The following is a 17,114-nucleotide window of genomic DNA, read 5'->3' as shown; positions in this document are numbered from 1 at the left end:
GATGCTCCGGCCGGCCCTGCCGGGACGGGCTCTCCTCGATCCGGGGATGTGGCCCGCCGGGCGCATCGCCGGCGAAGCCGTGCTGAGCCTCGCGCTCGCCCTGCTGGGGGCGGCGACGGGGCTCATGGACGACTACGGCGCGGCGGAGGCCGTCGGCATCGGGCTGGCGGCGGCACTGCTGTCACCGCTGCGCCGGGCGCTGCCCGCGACGGTCCTGCTGGCGACCGCTGTCGGCTCCGCCGCGATCAGCGGTCTCGCACCCCTGGTCCTCGTCGCGTCCTGGTCGGCGGGGCGCCGCATCGAAGGGCTGGGCAGGGCCGCCGGTGTCTTCACGCTCGCGTACGGCCTCTCCCTCGGCCTGTCGGTCCTGTGGGAGATGCCGCACCTCTCGCCGTCGCTCGTGGTCTTCGCCGGGCTGGTACTGCTGGTCCCGATGTTCCTTCCGGGCCTCGCCGGCCGCTACTGGTCGCAGCGCAGGACGCTGACCGACACGCTCCACGAGTACAACGCCCAACTCGTGCGCGAGCGCGCGATGATCGCGGGTCACGCACGCATCCGGGAGCGCCAGCGCATCGCCCAGGACATGCACGACAGCCTCGGCCACCAGCTCGCGCTGATCGCCGTGCACACGGGCGCGCTGGAGGTGGACCGCGAACTGACGGCGTCGCAGCGGGAAGCCGTCGGAGTGCTGCGCGAGGCCTCGGTGGCCGCGATGCACGAACTGCGGGACGTGGTGGGGGTGCTGAGGGACGGGACCGGGGGCCCCGCCTCGCGGGACACCGGTGAGTACGGCGAAGGGGCCGGGTCCCAGGCGCGCGGACCGGCCGGTGTGGACGGCCTGGTGGACGCGTCCCGGAGCGCGGGTGCGGTGGTGGAGCTGCGGCGAGCGGGTGACGTGCGCCCGCTCGCCCCGTCCGCGGGGCACGCGGCGTACCGCGTGGTCCAGGAGGGCCTGACCAACGCGCACAAGCACGCGCCCGGCGCGGCGATCGTCGTCGGGGTGCGCTACGAGCCGGACTCGCTGGTCGTGGAGGTCGCCAACGGGCCGGCGGACCGGCCGCAGGACCGAGGCATGCCGAGCGGACGCCAGGGCCTGACCGGGCTCGGAGAACGGGCGCGGCTCGTGGGCGGCATGGTGCACGCGGGACCCACGGCGGACGGCGGCTTCCGGCTAGCGGCCGTGCTGCCCTACCCCTCCGCGGGCGGCGACTTCCCGAGCCCGCCGCACGACGAAGCACCGGCGACCTTCGTCGGCCCGGCGGACGACTTCTGGGCGCAGATACCGGCCGGCCCCCTCGGTGAGAGTGATCCCGTCATCGAACGGAGCGGTCTCCCGAAGGAGTTGGTCAGGGTCATGAGCAGGAGCAAGCGGGGCAGCGGCATAGCCATCGGCTGCGGTGTGGCGGCGGTGGCCGCCGTGGCACTGGTGGCCGCGGCGGTCGTCGGGGGCATCCTCCTGATGCGCGAGACGGACAAGGCGATGATCGAGCCCGCGCAGTACGAGGCCGTGGAGATCGGCGAGCCGGAGACGGAGGTCCGTGACCAACTGCCGCGCGGGGATTCCTTCCTGAACAGCGGTCCGGTCGAGGACGCGCCGCCCGTGCCCGAGGGGGCGACGTGTCTCACCCTGCTCTCCACGGAGTTCGGGAGCAGCTGGGACAAGGAGCCGATGTTCCGGTTCTGCTTCAAGGACGGCAGGCTCGTCGAGAAGGTGTCCTTCGAGACCAGGATCTGAGCGCCCGCGTCCCGGTTTCCGGCGGGACGGCCGGATCGGGGATGATGACCGGGCACCCGCAGGTATGACCGCCCAGGACCGCGCAGGAGAGTCGTGATCAGGGTTCTTGTGACCGATGACGAGCCGCTCATACGGGCGGGCATCAGGATGATCCTCTCCTCCGCCGACGACATGGAGGTCGTGGCGGAGGCGGCGAACGGCCGCGAGGCCGTCGAACTGGCCCGCTCCCAGCGGGTGGACGTCGCCCTGCTCGACATCCAGATGCCGGTCATGGACGGCCTGACGGCCCTGGCCGAGCTGCGCCGGTCCGTCCCCGAGGTGCGGGTGCTGATCCTCACGACGTTCGGGGAGCGGCAGAACGTCCTGCGCGCCCTGACGTCGGGGAGCGCGGGCTTCCTGCTGAAGGACTCGGCACCCGCGGAGCTGATGCGGGCGGTGCGGGCCGCCTCCGCCGGGGAGGCCTATCTGTCGCCCGGCGCCACCCGGCACGTCGTGGACTCGCTGGCGGCGGGCGGGACCGCGGACCGCGCCGAACGGGCGCGCCGCCGGCTGGAGAAGCTGACGGAGCGCGAACGGGACGTCCTCACGCTGCTGGGCGAGGGCCTGTCCAACGCGGACGCGGGCCGGCGGATCCATATGAGCGAGGCGACGGTCAAGACGTACGTGAGCCGCATCCTCGCCAAGCTGGAGTGCGAGAACCGGGTGCAGGCCGCGCTGCTGGCGCGGGACGCGGGCCTCGGGGCCTGACACCGGTCAGCGTGCGGGGAACGCCTCCCCGCACGCGCTGCAGTACTTCGGGTCACGGTCGGCCGAGAGCCGTCCGCAGCGGGGGCACACCAGGTCCAGCATGCAGGGGGCCTCGCCGCCCTCGTCGGCGTACGAGGGCGTCCGGACGGCGGGTTCGACCGTCAGTCCGGGGCGGCGGCGGTGCACCGTGAGGTACGTCAGCCCCTCCGGCCCCGCCTCCAGGGCGCGCCGCGAGGTGCGGGGCAGCCACAGGACGGTGGTCGGGGCCAGCTCCAGGATGCCGCCCTCGCCCGTACGCAGAAGGCCGCCGCCCGCGAGGACGACGAACAGCACGTCCAGGGTGTCCTCCTGGTGTTCGCCGACCCCGGCGCCCGGCGGCAGACGGACGACATTGGCGTCGAGCTCGCGGCCCTGCTCGGCGAGACGCCACAGGGCGCCGCGCCCGCCGGGGTCCGCGGAGGCGACGATCTCGTCCAGCACCGCCAGGATCCGCGGGGTGGCGTTCATGCCGCGGCCTCCTCGTCGTAGCGCTCGCGGGCCTCGTGGACCTGGTCGAAGTGCGTCTCCGCCCAGGTCTTCACGGCGAACAGCAGGCCGCTCAGGCTGTGGCCGAGCTCCGTCAGCTCGTAGTCCACGCGCACGGGCACGGACGGCGTCACGGTACGCGTGACGAGGCCGTCCCGCTCCAGGGTGCGCAGTGACTGGGTCAGCATCTTCTGGCTCACCCCGGCGATCCTGCGGCCGAGGTCGCTGTAGCGCATGGGGCCGTCACGCAGGGCGCTCACGATGAGGCTGACCCACTTGTCGCCGAGCCGCCCCAGCAACTGGTTGGTCGGGCACTCCCGGAGGAAGGCGTCGTACGCGAATCGGGCTTCCTCGCGGCGCTGGGCCGCGGTGCGGGTCGCCATGGGTCTCCGGCCTCCGGTCCTACCTGGGGGTGGGCTACGCACCTGGAGGTACGTACTTACGGAAAGAGAGTAACTCTTCCTAGGTTTGCGGTGGCGGGAGAAACCCGCCACCGATTGCGAGGAGTTGTCGACATGCGTGCTGTGGTGGTCAAGACGTTCGGGGGTCCCGAGGCGGTGGAGCTCGTGGAGACCGAGGTGCCCGTGCCCGGCCCCGGCCAGGTGCGGATCAAGGTGGCGGCGGCGGCCGTCAACCCGGTGGACGCGGCGTACCGCGCGGGGTTCCTCGTCCCGCTGCCCGAGGGCGGCGCGCTGGGGCTCGGCTGGGACGTGGCGGGGACCGTGGACGCGGTGGGCGCGGGGGCGCCGTTCGCCGCCGGGGCGGAGGTCGTCGCGCTGGCGTACGGCCCCGCACCGGCCAAGTCGCACGCGGAGTACGTGGTGGTGGACGGCTCCGCGGTGGCGCCCGCCCCCGCTTCGGTGGACGCGGTCCACGCGTCGACCGTGCCGCTGAACACCCTGACCGCGGCGCAGGCGCTCGACCTGCTGGACCTGGCACCCGGCTCCACGCTGCTGGTCACGGGCGCGGCGGGCGGGGTCGGCGGATACGCGGTGCAGCTCGCGCACCGGGCCGGGATCAGCGTCGCCGGGGTGGCGGGGCCGGGTGACGAGGAGCTCGTACGCTCCTTCGGCGCGGACCGGTTCGTGGAGCGCGGCACCGCCGCCGGGACGTTCGACGCGGTGCTGGACGCGGCGGTGCTCGGCGCGGACGCGCTGGCGCATGTGAGGGACGGCGGCGACTACGTGGGCGTCATCCCCCAGGCGGGCCCGCCGAGTGTGCGCGGCATCCGCGTCCAGGTCGTGGAGGTGGCCGCCGACGGCAACCGGCTCGCCGAGCTGGTGAAGCTGGTCGACGAGGGCGTCCTGGCGTCCCGGGTGGCCCGCACCTATCCGCTGGAGCGGGCGGCCGAGGCGCACGCCCGGCTCGCGGAGGGCGGGGTGCGAGGGAGGCTCGTGCTCGTACCGTGAGCGCGCCCGCCGGGTGAGGGCCCGCGCGGTGAGGGCCCGCGCGGCGACTCCTGCCGCACGGGTGCGTACGGCGGAACGGGCAGGTCAGGGCGGTTCCGGGCGGACGGGGGGACTCCGTAAGTGGAGGCATTCCCCGTCCGCCCGAAACCCCGGGAACGGCCGCGGTGATCGCTATACCCTCGCCCCATGATCCAGCCGACGCCCTCGACGCCCACGGCCGCCGACGCCGAATGCGCCGCCCTCACCCGGACCCTGCGGCGCAGGGGCACCGTCGTCCTGTCCGTGTTCGCCCTCGTCTGGGCCTTCGCGGGGGCGTCCGGACTGGCGTCCTCCGGTGCGGCCCTGTCGGTCGAGATCGCCGCCGTACCGGTCACCGTGGCGGCCGTCCTCCTCGCCTACCGCAAGGGCGCGGCGCCCTCGCCGCGCATGGTGGATCTGCCGGAGAACTGGGCGCGTTCGGTCGGCGTGGTCAACGTCGTCGAGCTCGCGGCGATCTTCGCGGTGATCGCGGCGTCCAACGCGTCGGGCCGTCCCGGGCTGATCCCTCCGGCCATCGCGCTGGTGGTCGGCCTGCACTTCGTCCCGCTCGCGCGCCTCTACGACCAGTGGCAGTACAAGGGGACGGCCGCGCTGCTGAGCGCCGTGGCGGTCGCCGGCTTCGTCCTCTTCGCGGCCGGGCTCTCGGACGGGACCGTGCGGGCCGTGGTGGGCCTGGCCTCCGCGGCGACGCTGTGGGCGTCGGCGTACCACGTGGCGGTCAAGGGCTGACCGGGCCGGTGGGCGGCCCCTCGGTAGGGTGGGCCCGACAGCGCACCGTGTACCGGAACGAGGAGCAGACGTGAGCGAGCCGGCGTCCATCGCCCTGCAGCAGGAGATCGCCAGGGAGCTGGAGGTCGCGGAGACCTTCGACGCCCAGCAGGAGATCGAGCGCCGGGTGTCCTTCCTCGCCGAGCGGCTGACCTCCACCGGCCTGCGCTCGCTCGTGCTCGGCATCAGCGGCGGCGTCGACTCCACCACCGCGGGCCGGCTGTGCCAGCTCGCCGTCGAGCGCGCCCGGGGCGCGGGCCACGAGGCCCGGTTCTACGCGATGCGGCTGCCCTACGGCGTCCAGGCCGACGAGCACGACGCGCAGCTCGCACTCTCCTTCATCCAGGCCGACCAGGTGCTGACCGTGGACATCAAGCCCGCGACCGACGCCATGCAGGAGGCCCTGCTCACCGGCGACGTCGCCTTCCGCGACCCCCACCACCAGGACTTCGTGGTGGGCAACATCAAGGCCCGGCAGCGCATGATCGCCCAGTACGGGGTGGCCGGCGCGCACAACGGCCTGGTCGTCGGCACGGACCACGCGGCCGAGGCCGTCTCCGGCTTCTTCACCAAGTTCGGTGACGGCGCCGCCGACCTCGTCCCGCTGACCGGCCTGACGAAGCGCCGGGTGCGCGCCGTCGCGGAGGCGCTGGGCGCCCCCACCGAGCTGGTGTGGAAGGTGCCGACGGCCGACCTGGAGACGCTCGACCCGGGCAAGGCCGACGAGCACGCGCTCGGCGTCACCTACGACACCATCGACGACTTCCTGGAGGGCAAGCCGGTCGACGAGCAGGCCTTCGACACGATCGTCGGCCGCTACCGCCTCACCGACCACAAGCGCCGGCTGCCCATCGCTCCGTGACGCGCGGGGGCTCCCGTGCGGGCCCGCGCCGTCACGGCGGTCGGGGGCCCGCTCCCAACCGACATCCATCGGTCACCAACTCCCCAGCCGTGCAGAGAAATTGAACCGTTCCCGTCACTCTCTGTCTGTATTCTGATCGCTTCACTGATCGCGACGACCAGCAGGGGGATCTCCGCGTGTCCGAGCCCAGCCCACCACCCGGCCCCCCGGTCCCGCCCAGGCCCAGCACTCCCCCGGCTCCGGCCTCCGTCCCGCCCACCGGCCCCCCGCCCGCTCCTCCGCATCCCCCGGCCCCGCAGGGCGGAAGCCACCGGATGCCGGTCATCGCCGCGGTGATCACGGCAGTCGCGACGATCGCCGCAGCGGTCATCGCCGCCGTGGCGTCGGACGGGGACGGCCCACCGGGCGGCGTGGGGGGCGGACCCGCGAGGACCGTCGTGACGGCACCCTCCACGACCGCGGAGTCCACCCCCTCCGACGGACCGGCGGATCCCCCGGTGCAGACCCTGCCGGCGACCGCCTCTCCGACGCGAAACGCCAAGCCGCGACTGATCGCCGCCCCCGACTCGGGGGCCGCCGGGGACGTGGTGACGCTCACGGCCAGCGGCTTCGAGCCCGGGGAGCAGATCCGCATCAGCTTCCGGGACAGCGGGTCCGTCGAGGTCGATCTGCGGGACGTGACCGCGGACGCCGAGGGCCGGTTCGCCGCGGAGGTCCGGGTGCCGGCGGAGAACGGCTCGGGGTGGGACACACCCACGTTCCGGGTGGGAAGCCAGGACGACCCGGACGTCGACAATTCGGCCGACACCCCGTTCACCTTCACCGAGTGACCCCCGGAGGGACACCGCCATGCCCCGTGACCCCGACGGGACGTACCCGCCGATCGAGCCCCACGACCAGGGAATGCTGGACGTCGGCGACGGCAACCTCGTCCACTGGGAGGTCTGCGGCAACCCCGCAGGCAAGCCCGCCCTCGTGGTCCACGGCGGGCCCGGCTCGGGGTGCGGCGCACGCCCCCGGCAGTACTTCGACCCGGACCTCTACCGCGTCGTGCTCTTCGACCAGCGCAACTGCGGCCGGTCCACCCCGCACGCGAGCGACCCCGCCACCGACCTGCGGCACAACACGACGGCCCACCTGGTCGCCGACATGGAGCTCCTGAGGGAGCACCTGGGCATCGACAAGTGGCTGCTGTACGGCGGTTCGTGGGGCTCCACGCTGATCCTGGCGTACGCCGAGCAGCACCCGGAGCGGGTCTCGGAGATCGTGATCTCCGCCGTGACGACGACCCGGCGCAGCGAGATCGACTGGCTGTACAGGGGCGCCGGGCAGATCTTCCCCGAGGCCTGGGACCTGTTCCGGGCGGGTGCCCCCGAGGCCGAGGGCCCCGGGGACCTCGTCGCCTCGTACGCCCGGCGGACGGAGAGCCCCGACCCGGAGGTGCGGGCGAGGGCCACCGCCGACTGGTGCGCCTGGGAGGACGCGGTGCTGTCGATGGAGGCGCACACCGGCCCGCCCCCGTACAGCGGCAGACCCGGTCGCGACCAGCTGGCGTTGGTCAGGATCTGCGCGCGCTACTTCTCCCACGCCGCCTGGCTGGAGGAGGGGCAGCTGATCCGGGACGCCGACCGTCTGGCGGGCATCCCGGGCGTCCTGGTGCACGGCCGGTTCGACCTGGGCGGACCGCTGACCACCGCCTGGGAGCTGGCCAGGGCCTGGCCGGACGCCGAGCTGACGGTGATCGACGGCGCGGGGCACCTCGGCGGCCCCGCGACCTCCCGGGCGGTGCTGGCCGCGCTGGACCGGTTCGCGCGGCGCGTCTGAGATCACGCTTGCTTCGAGCACGCTCGAAGGAGTTGGCTTGGGCTCCATGAAGTACACGCAGCTCGGACGCACCGGACTCAAGGTCAGCCGCCTCGTGCTGGGGACGATGAACTTCGGCCCCCAGACCAACGAGAGCGACAGCCACGCGCTCATGGACGCCGCCCTGGAGGCGGGCGTCAACTTCTTCGACACGGCGAACGTCTACGGCTGGGGTGAGAACAAGGGCCGCACCGAGGAGATCCTCGGCACCTGGTTCGCGCAGGGCGGCGACCGCCGCGACAAGGTCGTCCTCGCCACCAAGGTCTACGGCAACATGGGCGCCGACGGCGAGGCGTGGCCCAACCACGACAAGCTGTCCGCCCTCAACATCCGCCGCGCCGTCGACGCCAGCCTCAAGCGGCTCCAGACGGACCACATCGACCTGTACCAGTTCCACCACGTCGACCGGGACACCCCGATCGACGAGATCTGGCAGGCCATCGACGTACTGATCCAGCAGGGCAAGATCCTCTACGCGGGCTCGTCCAACTTCTCGGGCTACAAGATCGCCCAGGCCAACGAGCGGGCCCAGCGGCGCGGCAGCTACGGCCTCGTCAGCGAGCAGTGCATCTACAACCTGATGGAGCGCGGCGCCGAGATGGAGGTCATCCCGGCCGCCCAGGAGTACGGCCTCGGGGTCATCCCGTGGTCGCCGCTGCACGGCGGGCTGCTCGGCGGCGCGATCCGCAAGGAGCGCGAGGGCGGCGGCGCCCGGTCCACGTCCGGCCGCTCCGGCGACGCGCTGGCCGACCCGAAGGTGCGGGCCCAGGTCCAGGCGTACGAGGACCTGCTGGAGAAGCACGGCCTGGAGCCCGGCGAGGCCGGTCTCGCCTGGCTGCTGACCCGGCCCGGCATCACCGGCCCGATCTCCGGCCCGCGCACGCGGGAGCAGCTCGACTCGGCGGTGCGCGCGGTGGAGCTGGAGCTCTCGGACGAGGTGCTGTCGGCCCTGGACGAGATCTTCCCGGGTCCCGGCCCGTCGCCGGAGAACTTCGCCTGGTGACGGCCGGCGGTACGGCTTCCGCCCCCGGGGCTCAGCCTCCGAGGGCGGAGGCCGCCGCCACGACGACGAACATCAGCACGAGCACGGCCGCCATGATGCGGTTTCTTGTCTTCGGGTCCACCCCACGAGCGTAACCGCCCCGCTCACCGCCCCAGCGGCCAGGCCCGCGCCACCTCGTACCGGGGCTGCTCCCCCGGCACCCCGTCCACGGGCAGACGGCTGCGTACGAGACTGAGCTCCCCGGCCTCCCAGTGCATGCCCTCGAAGCCCTCCAGCGCCGCCACGTACGAGGTCAGGTCGGCCTGCGTCCGGCTGCGGGCCAGGGTGAGGTGCGGGGTGAACCGGCGGTGCTCCTCCATCGGCACCCCGGCCCTGCGGGCGGCGGCGTCTGCGCGTTCGGCGAGCAGCCGCAGCGTGTCCAGGCCGCCCGCGGCCCCCGCCCACAGCGCCCGCCCGTCGAAGCGGCCCCCGCCGTGGATCCTGAGCGGAAACGGCTCGGTCCGGTGCGCGGCCCGCTCCAGCCGGACGTACAGCTCGGGCAGCAGCTCCTCCTCCACGTTGCCGAGGAAGGCCAGCGTGTAGTGCCAGCCGGCCCGCTCGGTCCAGCGGAGGTCCACGGCCCCCGGCATCCCGCGCAGACGGCCGACGGCCCCGGCCAGCTCCTCCACGGCGGGACCGGGTGGCAGGACGGCGGCGAAGAGTCTCTGGCTGCTCATGCGGCGAGTGTCCCAGCGTCCCCGCGTGTCCGGGGGCCCGGGCCTATCGTTGTACTACGCGGCTGCCCGCGCCCGTGCGACAGCGGGGAGGAGCGGCACGATGACCGTCGTCGACGACAGGATCGAGATGGCCGACACCAGCGACGAGCGCACCTTGGACATGATGTTCGAGTGGCTTGAGCCCACCCCCGAGGGATTCAAGGTCGAGATCGTCGCGGGGAACGTCTACATGTCGCCGCAACGGGACACGCACTGGCGGATCATTCTGGCCGTCATCAGGCAGCTTCTGGCCGGCTACCAGGAGAACCGGCTGCTCTCCGACGTACGCATCGACTACCCCGGCTGCCTCAACGGCTTCGCCTCCGATGTGGTGGCGCTCACCCAGGATGCCGCCAAAGGCGAGGACGGCCGCTGGCACTACCAGGACATCGAGTTCGTCGCTGAGGTGATCTCCAGGAGCACCGGTGCCAATGACTACGGCCCCAAGAAGGCCACATACGCCACCGCAGGCGTGCCCGTGTACCTCATCGTCGACCCGTACACCGGCACGTGGCACCTGCACACGCTCCCGAAGGGCGACGAGTACCGCAGCGTGCTGAGCCTCGACTTCGGCACCGCCATCGACCTCACCGACACGGTCGTGGGCCTCACTCTGAAGACGGCCGCCTTCCCCCGCGACTGAACGCCGCCGGACGCGCGACTGCCCCCCACCGGCCTGGGTGGAGGGCAGTGACGGGACGGGCGGTTCTCAGGCCGCCGTGGCCAGCTGTTCCCTGGGGACGAACCGCACGTGCGGGCGGCCCGGGCGCAGGTCGACCTTGACGCGGAGGCCGCCGACGCGGGTCAGCGCGAAGCCGACCCCGAGCGCGGCCAGCATCGAGATCGCCCCGCCGGCCGCCATGCCGGTCCGGGCGCCGTACACGTCGCTGATCCAGCCGACGATCGGCGCGCCCACCGGTGTGCCACCGGCGAAGACCATCATGTAGAGGCTCATCACCCGGCCCCGCATCTCGGGGTCCGAGGCCATCTGGACGCTCGTGTTGGCGCTGATGTTGGTCGTCAGGCCGATCATGCCGATCGGGACCAGCAGCAGCGAGAAGAGCCAGACGGACGGCGACAGCGACGCGGCGATCTCCAGGACACCGAACAGGGTGCCCGCGGCGACCAGCATCCGCAGCCGCGAGGAGCGGCGGCGGGCGGCGAGCAGGGCTCCCGCGAGGGAGCCGGCGGCCATGAGGATGTTGAAGAACGAGTACATCCCGGCGCCGCCGTGGAAGATCTCGTCGGCGAAGGCCGTCAGCCAGATCGGGAAGTTGAACCCGAACGTGCCGACGAAGCCGACCAGGACGATCGGCCAGATCAGCTCGGGTCTGCCCGACACGTAGCGCAGCCCCTCACGCAGCTGGCCCTTGGCGCGCTTGACGGTCACGGACGGGTGGAGCTCATGCGTACGCATCATGAGCAGCCCGACCAGCGGGGCGATGAACGACAGCCCGTTCAGCATGAAGGCCCAGCCGCTGCCGACCGTGGTGATCAGGACACCCGCGACGGCGGGGCCGATGAGCCGGGCGGACTGGAAGTTCGCCGAGTTCAGGCTGACCGCGTTGCGCAGCTGCGCGGGGCCGACCATCTCGGAGACGAACGACTGGCGCGCCGGGTTGTCGACGACGGTCACCATGCCGAGCAGGAACGCGATCAGATAGACGTGCCAGACCTGGACGACGCCGGAGAGGGTCAGCACGGCGAGTGCGATGCCGCACAGGCCGAGCGCCGCCTGGCTGATGAGCAGCAGACGCCGCTTCGGCAGCCGGTCGGCGATGACACCGCCGTACAGGCCGAACAGCAGCATCGGGAGGAACTGGAGGGCCGTGGTGATACCGACGGCGGCGGCGGACCCGGTGAGGCTCAGGACGAGCCAGTCCTGCGTGATGCGGGACATCCAGGTACCGGTGTTGGAGATCACGGCGCCCGTGGCGAACAGGCGGTAGTTGCGGATCTTCAGCGACGAGAAGGTCCCGCCGGTCTTGCTCTCGTGGGTGGAAGTCGGTGCGGGGGCGGAGTCTGCTCCGGATCCCGTACTCAAAAGGGTTCGCCTCCTCGGGCGTATACGGCGTGCGGACTGACGGGGAGGTGACCGCGGGAGGCGGGGGCCGTGGGCCCGTGCCTCCCGCCGGGGTCACAGGTGGGCAAGCTTCTCCAGCACGGGCGCGGCGGCCCGCAGCTTCTCCCACTCGTCCTCGTCCAGGCCCTCGGCGAGGTTGGCCAGCCAGGCGTTCCGCTTGGAGCGGCTCTCGGCGAGCATGGCTTCCGCCTGCTCGGTCCGGCTGACCCTCTTCTGCCGACGGTCATCGGGGTGCGGTTCCAGTCTGACCAGGCCCTTGGCTTCCAGCAGCGCGACGATGCGGGTCATCGACGGCGGCTGCACGTGCTCCTTGCGGGCCAGCTCACCGGGAGTGGCCGAGCCGCAACGCGCGAGCGTGCCGAGCACCGACATCTCGGTGGGGCTCAGCGACTCGTCGACACGCTGGTGCTTCAGCCGCCGGCCCAGCAGCATCACGGCGGAGCGGAGGGAGCTCACGGCGGCGGCACTCTCACCGTCGTGGATCAGGTCAGGCATGTTCCTTAGCGTAACTCATTAGCTGTGCTAAATACCACCTGGTGGTACACGCGCGAGAAACTGATCACCCGAACGAGTGAGTATGGGGCGGAAAGAGCCACAAGAAGGCCATGTGTGCCGCGACCCTGCTTGGCATGGGATCGACAGTGCTCAGCCTGCGCATAGACGGTGAGCTGCTCGACCGGCTCCGCCGTCACGCCGCCAGACGCGGCATGAGCGTCCAGGACTACGTGGTCCGGACGCTCGTTCGCGACGATTTCGACGAACGCTTCCACGCGGCCGTCGACGAGACCGAGAAGTTCTACGGGGCGGACCCCCGTCAGGCGGACCCGGCCGACCGGGTCACATGACGGGGATCCGCCCCGCAGGGGTGGGAGCTCCGCTGAGGATGTTCCGCGTCTACGTGAGGCCGAGCGCCGGCATCGCGTAGTAGAAGACGAAGACCGCGGAGACCACGTACATGGCCACCGGGACCTCCTTGCCCCGGCCGGCCACCAGGCGCATCAGGCTGAAGGCGATGCAGCCGATGCCGATGCCGTTGGTGATCGAGTACGTGAGCGGCATCATCAGCATGGCGAGGAAGGCCGGGATGGCGAGCGTGTAGTCGCCCCAGTCCACGTCCCGCACATTGCCCGCGAGGATCAGGAAACCGACCGCGATCAGGGCCGGGGTGGCCGCCTGCGAGGGGACCATCGTCGCCAGCGGCGTCAGGAACAGCGCCACCGTGAAGAGCAGCCCGCTCACCACGCTCGCAAGACCCGTACGCGCACCTTCGCCGACGCCCGCCGTGGACTCCACGAAGCAGGTCGAGGCGGAGGAGGAGGTCGCGCCACCCGCGGCGACGGCGACACCGTCGATGAGCAGGACCTTGTTGATGCCCGGGAAGTTCCCGTCCTTGTCCATCAGCTTGGCCTCGTCGCCGACGCCGAGGATGGTGCCCATCGCGTCGAAGAAGCAGGACAGCAGCACGGTGAAGACGAAGAGGATGCCGGTCAGATAGCCGACCTTGGCGAAGCCGCCGAACAGGCTGACCTCACCGATCAGCCCGAAGTCCGGTGACGAGACGGGGTTGCCGGGCCACTCCGGGACGGTCAGGCCCCAGGCGCCGGCCGGCAGGTCCGCGATCGCGTCGATGGCCACCGCGACGATCGTCATGACGACGATGGAGAGCAGGATCGCGCCCGGCACCTTGCGGACGATGAGCCCGAGGGTGAGCAGCGTGCCGAGGATGAAGACCAGGACGGGCCAGCCGTTGAGGTGGCCGTCGCTGCCGAGCTGGAGCGGCACGGTGGTGTGCGCGGCGTCCGGGATGCGGGAGACGAAGCCCGAGTCGACCAGGCCGACCAGCAGCACGAAGAGACCGATGCCGATCGCGATGCCCTTGCGGAGAGAGCGCGGCACGGCGTTCATCACGCGCTCACGGAGCCCGGTCGCGACCAGCAGCATCACGACGATGCCCGCGAGGACGACCATGCCCATCGCGTCCGGCCAGCTCATCCGGGGGGCGAGCTGGAGGGCGACGACGGTGTTGACGCCGAGACCGGCGGCGAGCGCGATCGGCACGTTGCCGATGACGCCCATCAGGAGCGTGGAGAACGCCGCCGTGAGCACGGTGGCCGTGACGAGCTGTCCGCCGTCGAGCTGGTGCCCGTACATGTCCTTGGCGCTGCCGAGGATGATCGGGTTCAGCACGATGATGTACGCCATCGCGAAGAACGTGGCGAACCCACCGCGGATCTCCCGGGCGACCGAAGACCCCCGCTCGGAGATCTTGAAGTAGCGATCGAGGAACCCGTGCGGCGGCTGCGGCATCGGAGGCTGATCGACCGTGGCGGTGGCCGAGGAGGACATGTATGACCTTCAGTTGTGCATCGGGGGATGAAACCAGACAGATTTGGATGTTCACACGAATAAATCGAGTCATCCACAAGCAGATTCAGTATGAATACATAAGCGAAAGATCGCTATCTCCGCGCGTAGATCCTTGGGCCGACTGGCCCGCGACACCCCCCGTTAGACTGGCCGCATGGAGAAGTGGACACCGAAGCACGAGGCACCCGAGCCCCTGGAGGGTCCCGTCGTCGCCACCATCACCGGCGGCACGATCCTCTGGTTCGTTCTCTTCCTGGTGCAGGTTCCCTTCTACGGCTGGTTCGACGACCGCGGGCACGCCTGGTGGATCTGGGTCTGCCTGGCCGGAGCCGGGCTGGGCCTGATCGGCATCTGGTACGTCCGGGGACGGGACGCCGCGATCAAGCGCGCCGCCGCCCAGGCCGCCGCCGAGGCCGGGGCCGGCACCCCGGGGTCCGCGCACTCCTGACGTACACCCCCCGTAGGGGCCCTCTCCTCCCCTGGTCGGAACTTCCGGCCCCCGGCGGGTGAATCACCCCTTCCGCCCGTACGGTCGGAACCATGACGCAGCGGGCAGTCGACTCCTTCGGTGAGCAGCCGGACCCTCTCCAGCCCTCTCCCGCGCCCGCACCACCCGGCGGGCTGAGCACCGCCGAGGTGGCCGAGCGGGTCGCGCGGGGCGAGGTCAACGACGTACCGGTCCGCTCCTCCCGCTCCGTGACCGAGATCGTCCGCGCCAACGTCCTGACCCGGTTCAACCTGATCATCGGTGTGCTCTGGGTGATCATGCTGCTCGTCGCGCCGATCCAGGACAGCCTCTTCGGCTTCGTGATCATCGCCAACACCGGGATCGGCATCGTCCAGGAGTGGCGCGCCAAGAAGACCCTGGACGGCCTCGCGGTGATCGGCGAGGCGAAACCGACCGTGCGGCGCGACGGGGTGTCCGCCGAGGTCTCCGTCTCCGAGATCGTCCTCGGCGACCTGGTCGAGCTGGGCCCCGGGGACAAGGTGGTCGTCGACGGCACGGTCGCCGAGGCCGACAGCCTGGAGATCGACGAGTCGCTGCTGACCGGCGAGGCCGACCCCGTGATCAAACGGCGGGGCGACCCGGTGATGTCCGGCAGCTTCGTCGTCGCGGGCGGCGGGGCGTTCACCGCCACCAAGGTCGGCCGCGAGGCGTACGCCGCCCAGCTCGCCGAGGAGGCGTCCCGCTTCACCCTCGTCCAGTCGGAGCTGCGCAGCGGCATCAGCACGATCCTGAAGTACGTGACCTGGATGATGGTGCCGACCGCGATCGGGCTCATCATCAGCCAGCTCGTCGTCAAGGACAACAACTTCAAGGACTCGGTGGCCCGCACGGTCGGCGGAATCGTCCCGATGATTCCCGAGGGACTGGTCCTGCTCACCTCGGTCGCCTTCGCGATCGGCGTCATCCGGCTCGGCCGCAAGCAGTGCCTGGTGCAGGAGCTGCCCGCGATCGAGGGGCTGGCCCGGGTGGACATCGTCTGCCTGGACAAGACGGGCACCCTCACCGAGGGCGGCATGGACGTCACCGAGGTACGCCCGCTGAACGGCTCCGACGAGGAGTACGTCCGCCGCGTCCTGGGTGCCCTCGGCGCCTCCGACCCCCGGCCCAACGCCAGCCTCCAGGCCATCATCGACGCCTACCCGGACGGCGAGGGCTGGGGCGTCACGCAGTCCATGCCGTTCTCCTCGGCCCGGAAGTACAGCGGCGCCGCCTTCACCGAGGGCAACGGCGACGCGTCCGCCTGGCTGCTGGGCGCCCCCGACGTCCTGCTGGCCGAGGGCGACCCCGCCCTCGCGGAGACCGGTCACCTCAACGAGCAGGGGCTGCGGGTCCTGCTGCTGGCCCGCGCCGGGGGCGCGCTGGACGCCCCGGACGCCGCGTCCGGGGCCGTGCCCACGGCGCTCGTCGTCCTGGAGCAGCGGCTGCGGCCGGACGCCGGGGAGACCCTGGCCTACTTCGACGACCAGAACGTCGCGGCGAAGGTCATCTCCGGCGACAACGCCGTCTCGGTCGGCGCGGTGGCCCAGAAGCTAGGGATGCCGGGCGCGGAGCACACCCTGGACGCCCGCCGGCTGCCGTCGGACCCCGACGACATGGCGACGGAGATCGAGCGGAACGCGGTCTTCGGGAGGGTCACCCCGCAGCAGAAGCGGGACATGGTCGCGGCGCTGCAGTCACGCGGGCACACGGTCGCGATGACGGGCGACGGGGTCAACGACGTGCTCGCGCTGAAGGACGCCGACATCGGGGTCTCGATGGGTTCGGGCTCCGAGGCGACCCGCGCGGTGGCCCAGATCGTGCTGCTGAACAACAGCTTCGCGACGCTGCCGTCGGTCGTGGCCGAGGGCCGCCGGGTCATCGGCAACATCACCCGGGTCGCCACCCTGTTCCTGACCAAGACGGTCTACTCGGTGCTGCTGGCGATCCTGGTGGTCTGCTTCCAGGTGGAGTACCCGTTCCTGCCCCGCCATCTGACGCTGCTCTCCACGCTGACGATCGGCGTACCGGCGTTCTTCCTGGCGCTCGCCCCCAACAAGGAGCGGGCCCAGCCGCACTTCGTGCGCCGGGTCATGCGGTACGCGATCCCGTCCGGGGTCATCGCGGCGGCGGCCACCTTCGCGACGTATCTGCTGGCCCGGCACCACTACGCGGGCACGGGAGCGCTGGACGCGGAGACCAGTGCGGCCACACTCACGCTGTTCCTGGTCTCCATGTGGGTCCTGGCGATCATCGCCCGCCCGTACACCTGGTGGCGGATCGCCCTGGTGGCGACGATGGGCCTGTGCTTCCTCGTCGTGCTCGCCGTGCCCTGGCTCCAGGAGTTCTTCGCCCTGAAGCTGGTGGGCACGACGATGCCGTGGGCGGCGGTGGCGATCGCCGTGGTCGCGGCGGCCGTCCTCGAAATGGCCTGGAGGCTGGTCGGCCGCCGCTTCCGCTCGTGACGGGAAGGA

Annotated in this window: 18 protein-coding genes; 12 read left to right on the top strand and 6 right to left on the bottom strand. The window is 71.7% G+C overall.

Features of this window, described 5'->3' with window-relative positions; all coding sequences use genetic code 11:
* Positions 1-46 precede the first annotated feature (46 nt).
* On the top strand, positions 47-1,735 hold the full coding sequence (locus AMK10_RS01305) for a sensor histidine kinase (RefSeq protein WP_073745953.1): 1,689 nt from the start codon (positions 47-49) through the stop codon (positions 1,733-1,735).
* Positions 1,736-1,828: 93 nt separating this feature from the next.
* Positions 1,829-2,482 (top strand): response regulator, encoded by a 654-nt coding sequence (locus AMK10_RS01300; protein WP_073743924.1) that lies wholly within the window; start codon positions 1,829-1,831, stop codon positions 2,480-2,482.
* A 6-nt stretch (positions 2,483-2,488) separates the two neighbouring features.
* Here AMK10_RS01300 and AMK10_RS01295 read toward each other — a convergent pair whose 3' ends face one another.
* On the bottom strand, positions 2,489-2,989 hold the full coding sequence (locus AMK10_RS01295) for a hypothetical protein (RefSeq protein ID WP_073743922.1): 501 nt from the start codon (positions 2,987-2,989) through the stop codon (positions 2,489-2,491).
* Entirely contained in the window at positions 2,986-3,390 is a 405-nt protein-coding gene (locus AMK10_RS01290; protein ID WP_073743920.1) for a winged helix-turn-helix transcriptional regulator, read from the bottom strand. Before AMK10_RS01290 ends, AMK10_RS01295 begins: the two co-directional genes overlap by 4 nt.
* Before the next feature lie 132 nt (positions 3,391-3,522).
* Here AMK10_RS01290 and AMK10_RS01285 point away from each other — a divergent pair, with 132 nt between their 5' ends.
* From AMK10_RS01285 to AMK10_RS01260, 6 genes are all read left to right on the top strand, one after another.
* Positions 3,523-4,416 carry an NADP-dependent oxidoreductase gene (locus AMK10_RS01285; RefSeq protein ID WP_073743918.1) on the top strand — a complete coding sequence of 298 codons (894 nt, stop codon included), beginning with the start codon at positions 3,523-3,525 and terminating at the stop codon, positions 4,414-4,416.
* A 186-nt stretch (positions 4,417-4,602) separates the two neighbouring features.
* Positions 4,603-5,184 carry a hypothetical protein gene (locus AMK10_RS01280; RefSeq protein ID WP_073743916.1) on the top strand — a complete coding sequence of 194 codons (582 nt, stop codon included), beginning with the start codon at positions 4,603-4,605 and terminating at the stop codon, positions 5,182-5,184.
* A 70-nt stretch (positions 5,185-5,254) separates the two neighbouring features.
* Positions 5,255-6,085 (top strand): ammonia-dependent NAD(+) synthetase, encoded by an 831-nt coding sequence (gene nadE, locus AMK10_RS01275; protein ID WP_073743914.1) that lies wholly within the window; start codon positions 5,255-5,257, stop codon positions 6,083-6,085.
* Between the two features lie 314 nt (positions 6,086-6,399).
* Positions 6,400-6,915: a hypothetical protein gene (locus AMK10_RS37585; RefSeq protein ID WP_073743912.1), complete on the top strand. Its 516-nt coding sequence runs from the start codon at positions 6,400-6,402 to the stop codon at positions 6,913-6,915.
* Positions 6,916-6,934: 19 nt separating this feature from the next.
* A complete protein-coding gene (pip, locus tag AMK10_RS01265) occupies positions 6,935-7,909 on the top strand; it encodes a prolyl aminopeptidase (RefSeq protein ID WP_073743910.1) in 975 nt (324 codons plus the stop codon).
* Positions 7,910-7,955: 46 nt separating this feature from the next.
* A complete protein-coding gene (locus AMK10_RS01260) occupies positions 7,956-8,951 on the top strand; it encodes an aldo/keto reductase (RefSeq protein WP_073743908.1) in 996 nt (331 codons plus the stop codon).
* 143 nt (positions 8,952-9,094) lie between these two features.
* On the opposite strand, the gene thpR is transcribed toward AMK10_RS01260, so the two are convergent.
* On the bottom strand, positions 9,095-9,667 hold the full coding sequence (thpR, locus tag AMK10_RS01255; RefSeq protein WP_073743906.1) for an RNA 2',3'-cyclic phosphodiesterase: 573 nt from the start codon (positions 9,665-9,667) through the stop codon (positions 9,095-9,097).
* A gap of 100 nt (positions 9,668-9,767) precedes the next feature.
* Here thpR and AMK10_RS01250 point away from each other — a divergent pair, with 100 nt between their 5' ends.
* Positions 9,768-10,349 (top strand): Uma2 family endonuclease, encoded by a 582-nt coding sequence (locus tag AMK10_RS01250; RefSeq protein ID WP_073743904.1) that lies wholly within the window; start codon positions 9,768-9,770, stop codon positions 10,347-10,349.
* A 66-nt stretch (positions 10,350-10,415) separates the two neighbouring features.
* On the opposite strand, the gene AMK10_RS01245 is transcribed toward AMK10_RS01250, so the two are convergent.
* Together AMK10_RS01245 and AMK10_RS01240 are read right to left on the bottom strand one after the other, a co-directional pair.
* Positions 10,416-11,750 carry an MFS transporter gene (locus AMK10_RS01245; protein ID WP_073743902.1) on the bottom strand — a complete coding sequence of 445 codons (1,335 nt, stop codon included), beginning with the start codon at positions 11,748-11,750 and terminating at the stop codon, positions 10,416-10,418.
* A gap of 93 nt (positions 11,751-11,843) precedes the next feature.
* Positions 11,844-12,284 carry a MarR family winged helix-turn-helix transcriptional regulator gene (locus tag AMK10_RS01240; RefSeq protein WP_073743900.1) on the bottom strand — a complete coding sequence of 147 codons (441 nt, stop codon included), beginning with the start codon at positions 12,282-12,284 and terminating at the stop codon, positions 11,844-11,846.
* 134 nt (positions 12,285-12,418) lie between these two features.
* Here AMK10_RS01240 and AMK10_RS01235 point away from each other — a divergent pair, with 134 nt between their 5' ends.
* Complete coding sequence (locus tag AMK10_RS01235; protein ID WP_198959602.1) at positions 12,419-12,634, top strand: hypothetical protein; 216 nt, start codon at positions 12,419-12,421, stop codon at positions 12,632-12,634.
* A 49-nt stretch (positions 12,635-12,683) separates the two neighbouring features.
* Here AMK10_RS01235 and AMK10_RS01230 read toward each other — a convergent pair whose 3' ends face one another.
* Positions 12,684-14,135 (bottom strand): NCS2 family permease, encoded by a 1,452-nt coding sequence (locus tag AMK10_RS01230; protein ID WP_073743898.1) that lies wholly within the window; start codon positions 14,133-14,135, stop codon positions 12,684-12,686.
* Between the two features lie 175 nt (positions 14,136-14,310).
* Between AMK10_RS01230 and AMK10_RS01225 the strand changes: the two genes are divergently transcribed.
* On the top strand, positions 14,311-14,604 hold the full coding sequence (locus tag AMK10_RS01225) for a DUF2530 domain-containing protein (RefSeq protein WP_073743896.1): 294 nt from the start codon (positions 14,311-14,313) through the stop codon (positions 14,602-14,604).
* Positions 14,605-14,696: 92 nt separating this feature from the next.
* On the top strand, positions 14,697-17,105 hold the full coding sequence (locus AMK10_RS01220; protein ID WP_073743894.1) for an HAD-IC family P-type ATPase: 2,409 nt from the start codon (positions 14,697-14,699) through the stop codon (positions 17,103-17,105).
* Positions 17,106-17,114 lie beyond the last annotated feature (9 nt).

Source organism: Streptomyces sp. CB02058 (assembly GCF_001905505.1).
Taxonomy (GTDB): Bacteria; Actinomycetota; Actinomycetes; order Streptomycetales; family Streptomycetaceae; genus Streptomyces.
The sequence above is the reverse complement of the archived record's forward strand: the minus strand, read 5'-3'. Positions and strand labels throughout refer to the sequence as shown.

What these genes read in the sequence shown, in the direction of transcription:
- AMK10_RS01220 (WP_073743894.1), top strand. Translation starts at nt 14,697, where the DNA reads ATGACGCAGCGGGCAGTCGACTCCTTCGGTGAGCAGCCGGACCCTCTC.
- pip (WP_073743910.1), top strand. Translation starts at nt 6,935, where the DNA reads ATGCCCCGTGACCCCGACGGGACGTACCCGCCGATCGAGCCCCACGAC.
- AMK10_RS01250 (WP_073743904.1), top strand. Translation starts at nt 9,768, where the DNA reads ATGACCGTCGTCGACGACAGGATCGAGATGGCCGACACCAGCGACGAG.
- AMK10_RS01280 (WP_073743916.1), top strand. Translation starts at nt 4,603, where the DNA reads ATGATCCAGCCGACGCCCTCGACGCCCACGGCCGCCGACGCCGAATGC.
- AMK10_RS01240 (WP_073743900.1), bottom strand. Translation starts at nt 12,284, where the DNA reads ATGCCTGACCTGATCCACGACGGTGAGAGTGCCGCCGCCGTGAGCTCC.
- AMK10_RS01305 (WP_073745953.1), top strand. Translation starts at nt 47, where the DNA reads ATGTGGCCCGCCGGGCGCATCGCCGGCGAAGCCGTGCTGAGCCTCGCG.
- AMK10_RS01225 (WP_073743896.1), top strand. Translation starts at nt 14,311, where the DNA reads ATGGAGAAGTGGACACCGAAGCACGAGGCACCCGAGCCCCTGGAGGGT.
- AMK10_RS01285 (WP_073743918.1), top strand. Translation starts at nt 3,523, where the DNA reads ATGCGTGCTGTGGTGGTCAAGACGTTCGGGGGTCCCGAGGCGGTGGAG.
- AMK10_RS01230 (WP_073743898.1), bottom strand. Translation starts at nt 14,135, where the DNA reads ATGTCCTCCTCGGCCACCGCCACGGTCGATCAGCCTCCGATGCCGCAG.
- AMK10_RS01290 (WP_073743920.1), bottom strand. Translation starts at nt 3,390, where the DNA reads ATGGCGACCCGCACCGCGGCCCAGCGCCGCGAGGAAGCCCGATTCGCG.
- AMK10_RS01295 (WP_073743922.1), bottom strand. Translation starts at nt 2,989, where the DNA reads ATGAACGCCACCCCGCGGATCCTGGCGGTGCTGGACGAGATCGTCGCC.
- thpR (WP_073743906.1), bottom strand. Translation starts at nt 9,667, where the DNA reads ATGAGCAGCCAGAGACTCTTCGCCGCCGTCCTGCCACCCGGTCCCGCC.
- AMK10_RS37585 (WP_073743912.1), top strand. Translation starts at nt 6,400, where the DNA reads ATGCCGGTCATCGCCGCGGTGATCACGGCAGTCGCGACGATCGCCGCA.
- AMK10_RS01235 (WP_198959602.1), top strand. Translation starts at nt 12,419, where the DNA reads ATGGGATCGACAGTGCTCAGCCTGCGCATAGACGGTGAGCTGCTCGAC.
- AMK10_RS01260 (WP_073743908.1), top strand. Translation starts at nt 7,956, where the DNA reads ATGAAGTACACGCAGCTCGGACGCACCGGACTCAAGGTCAGCCGCCTC.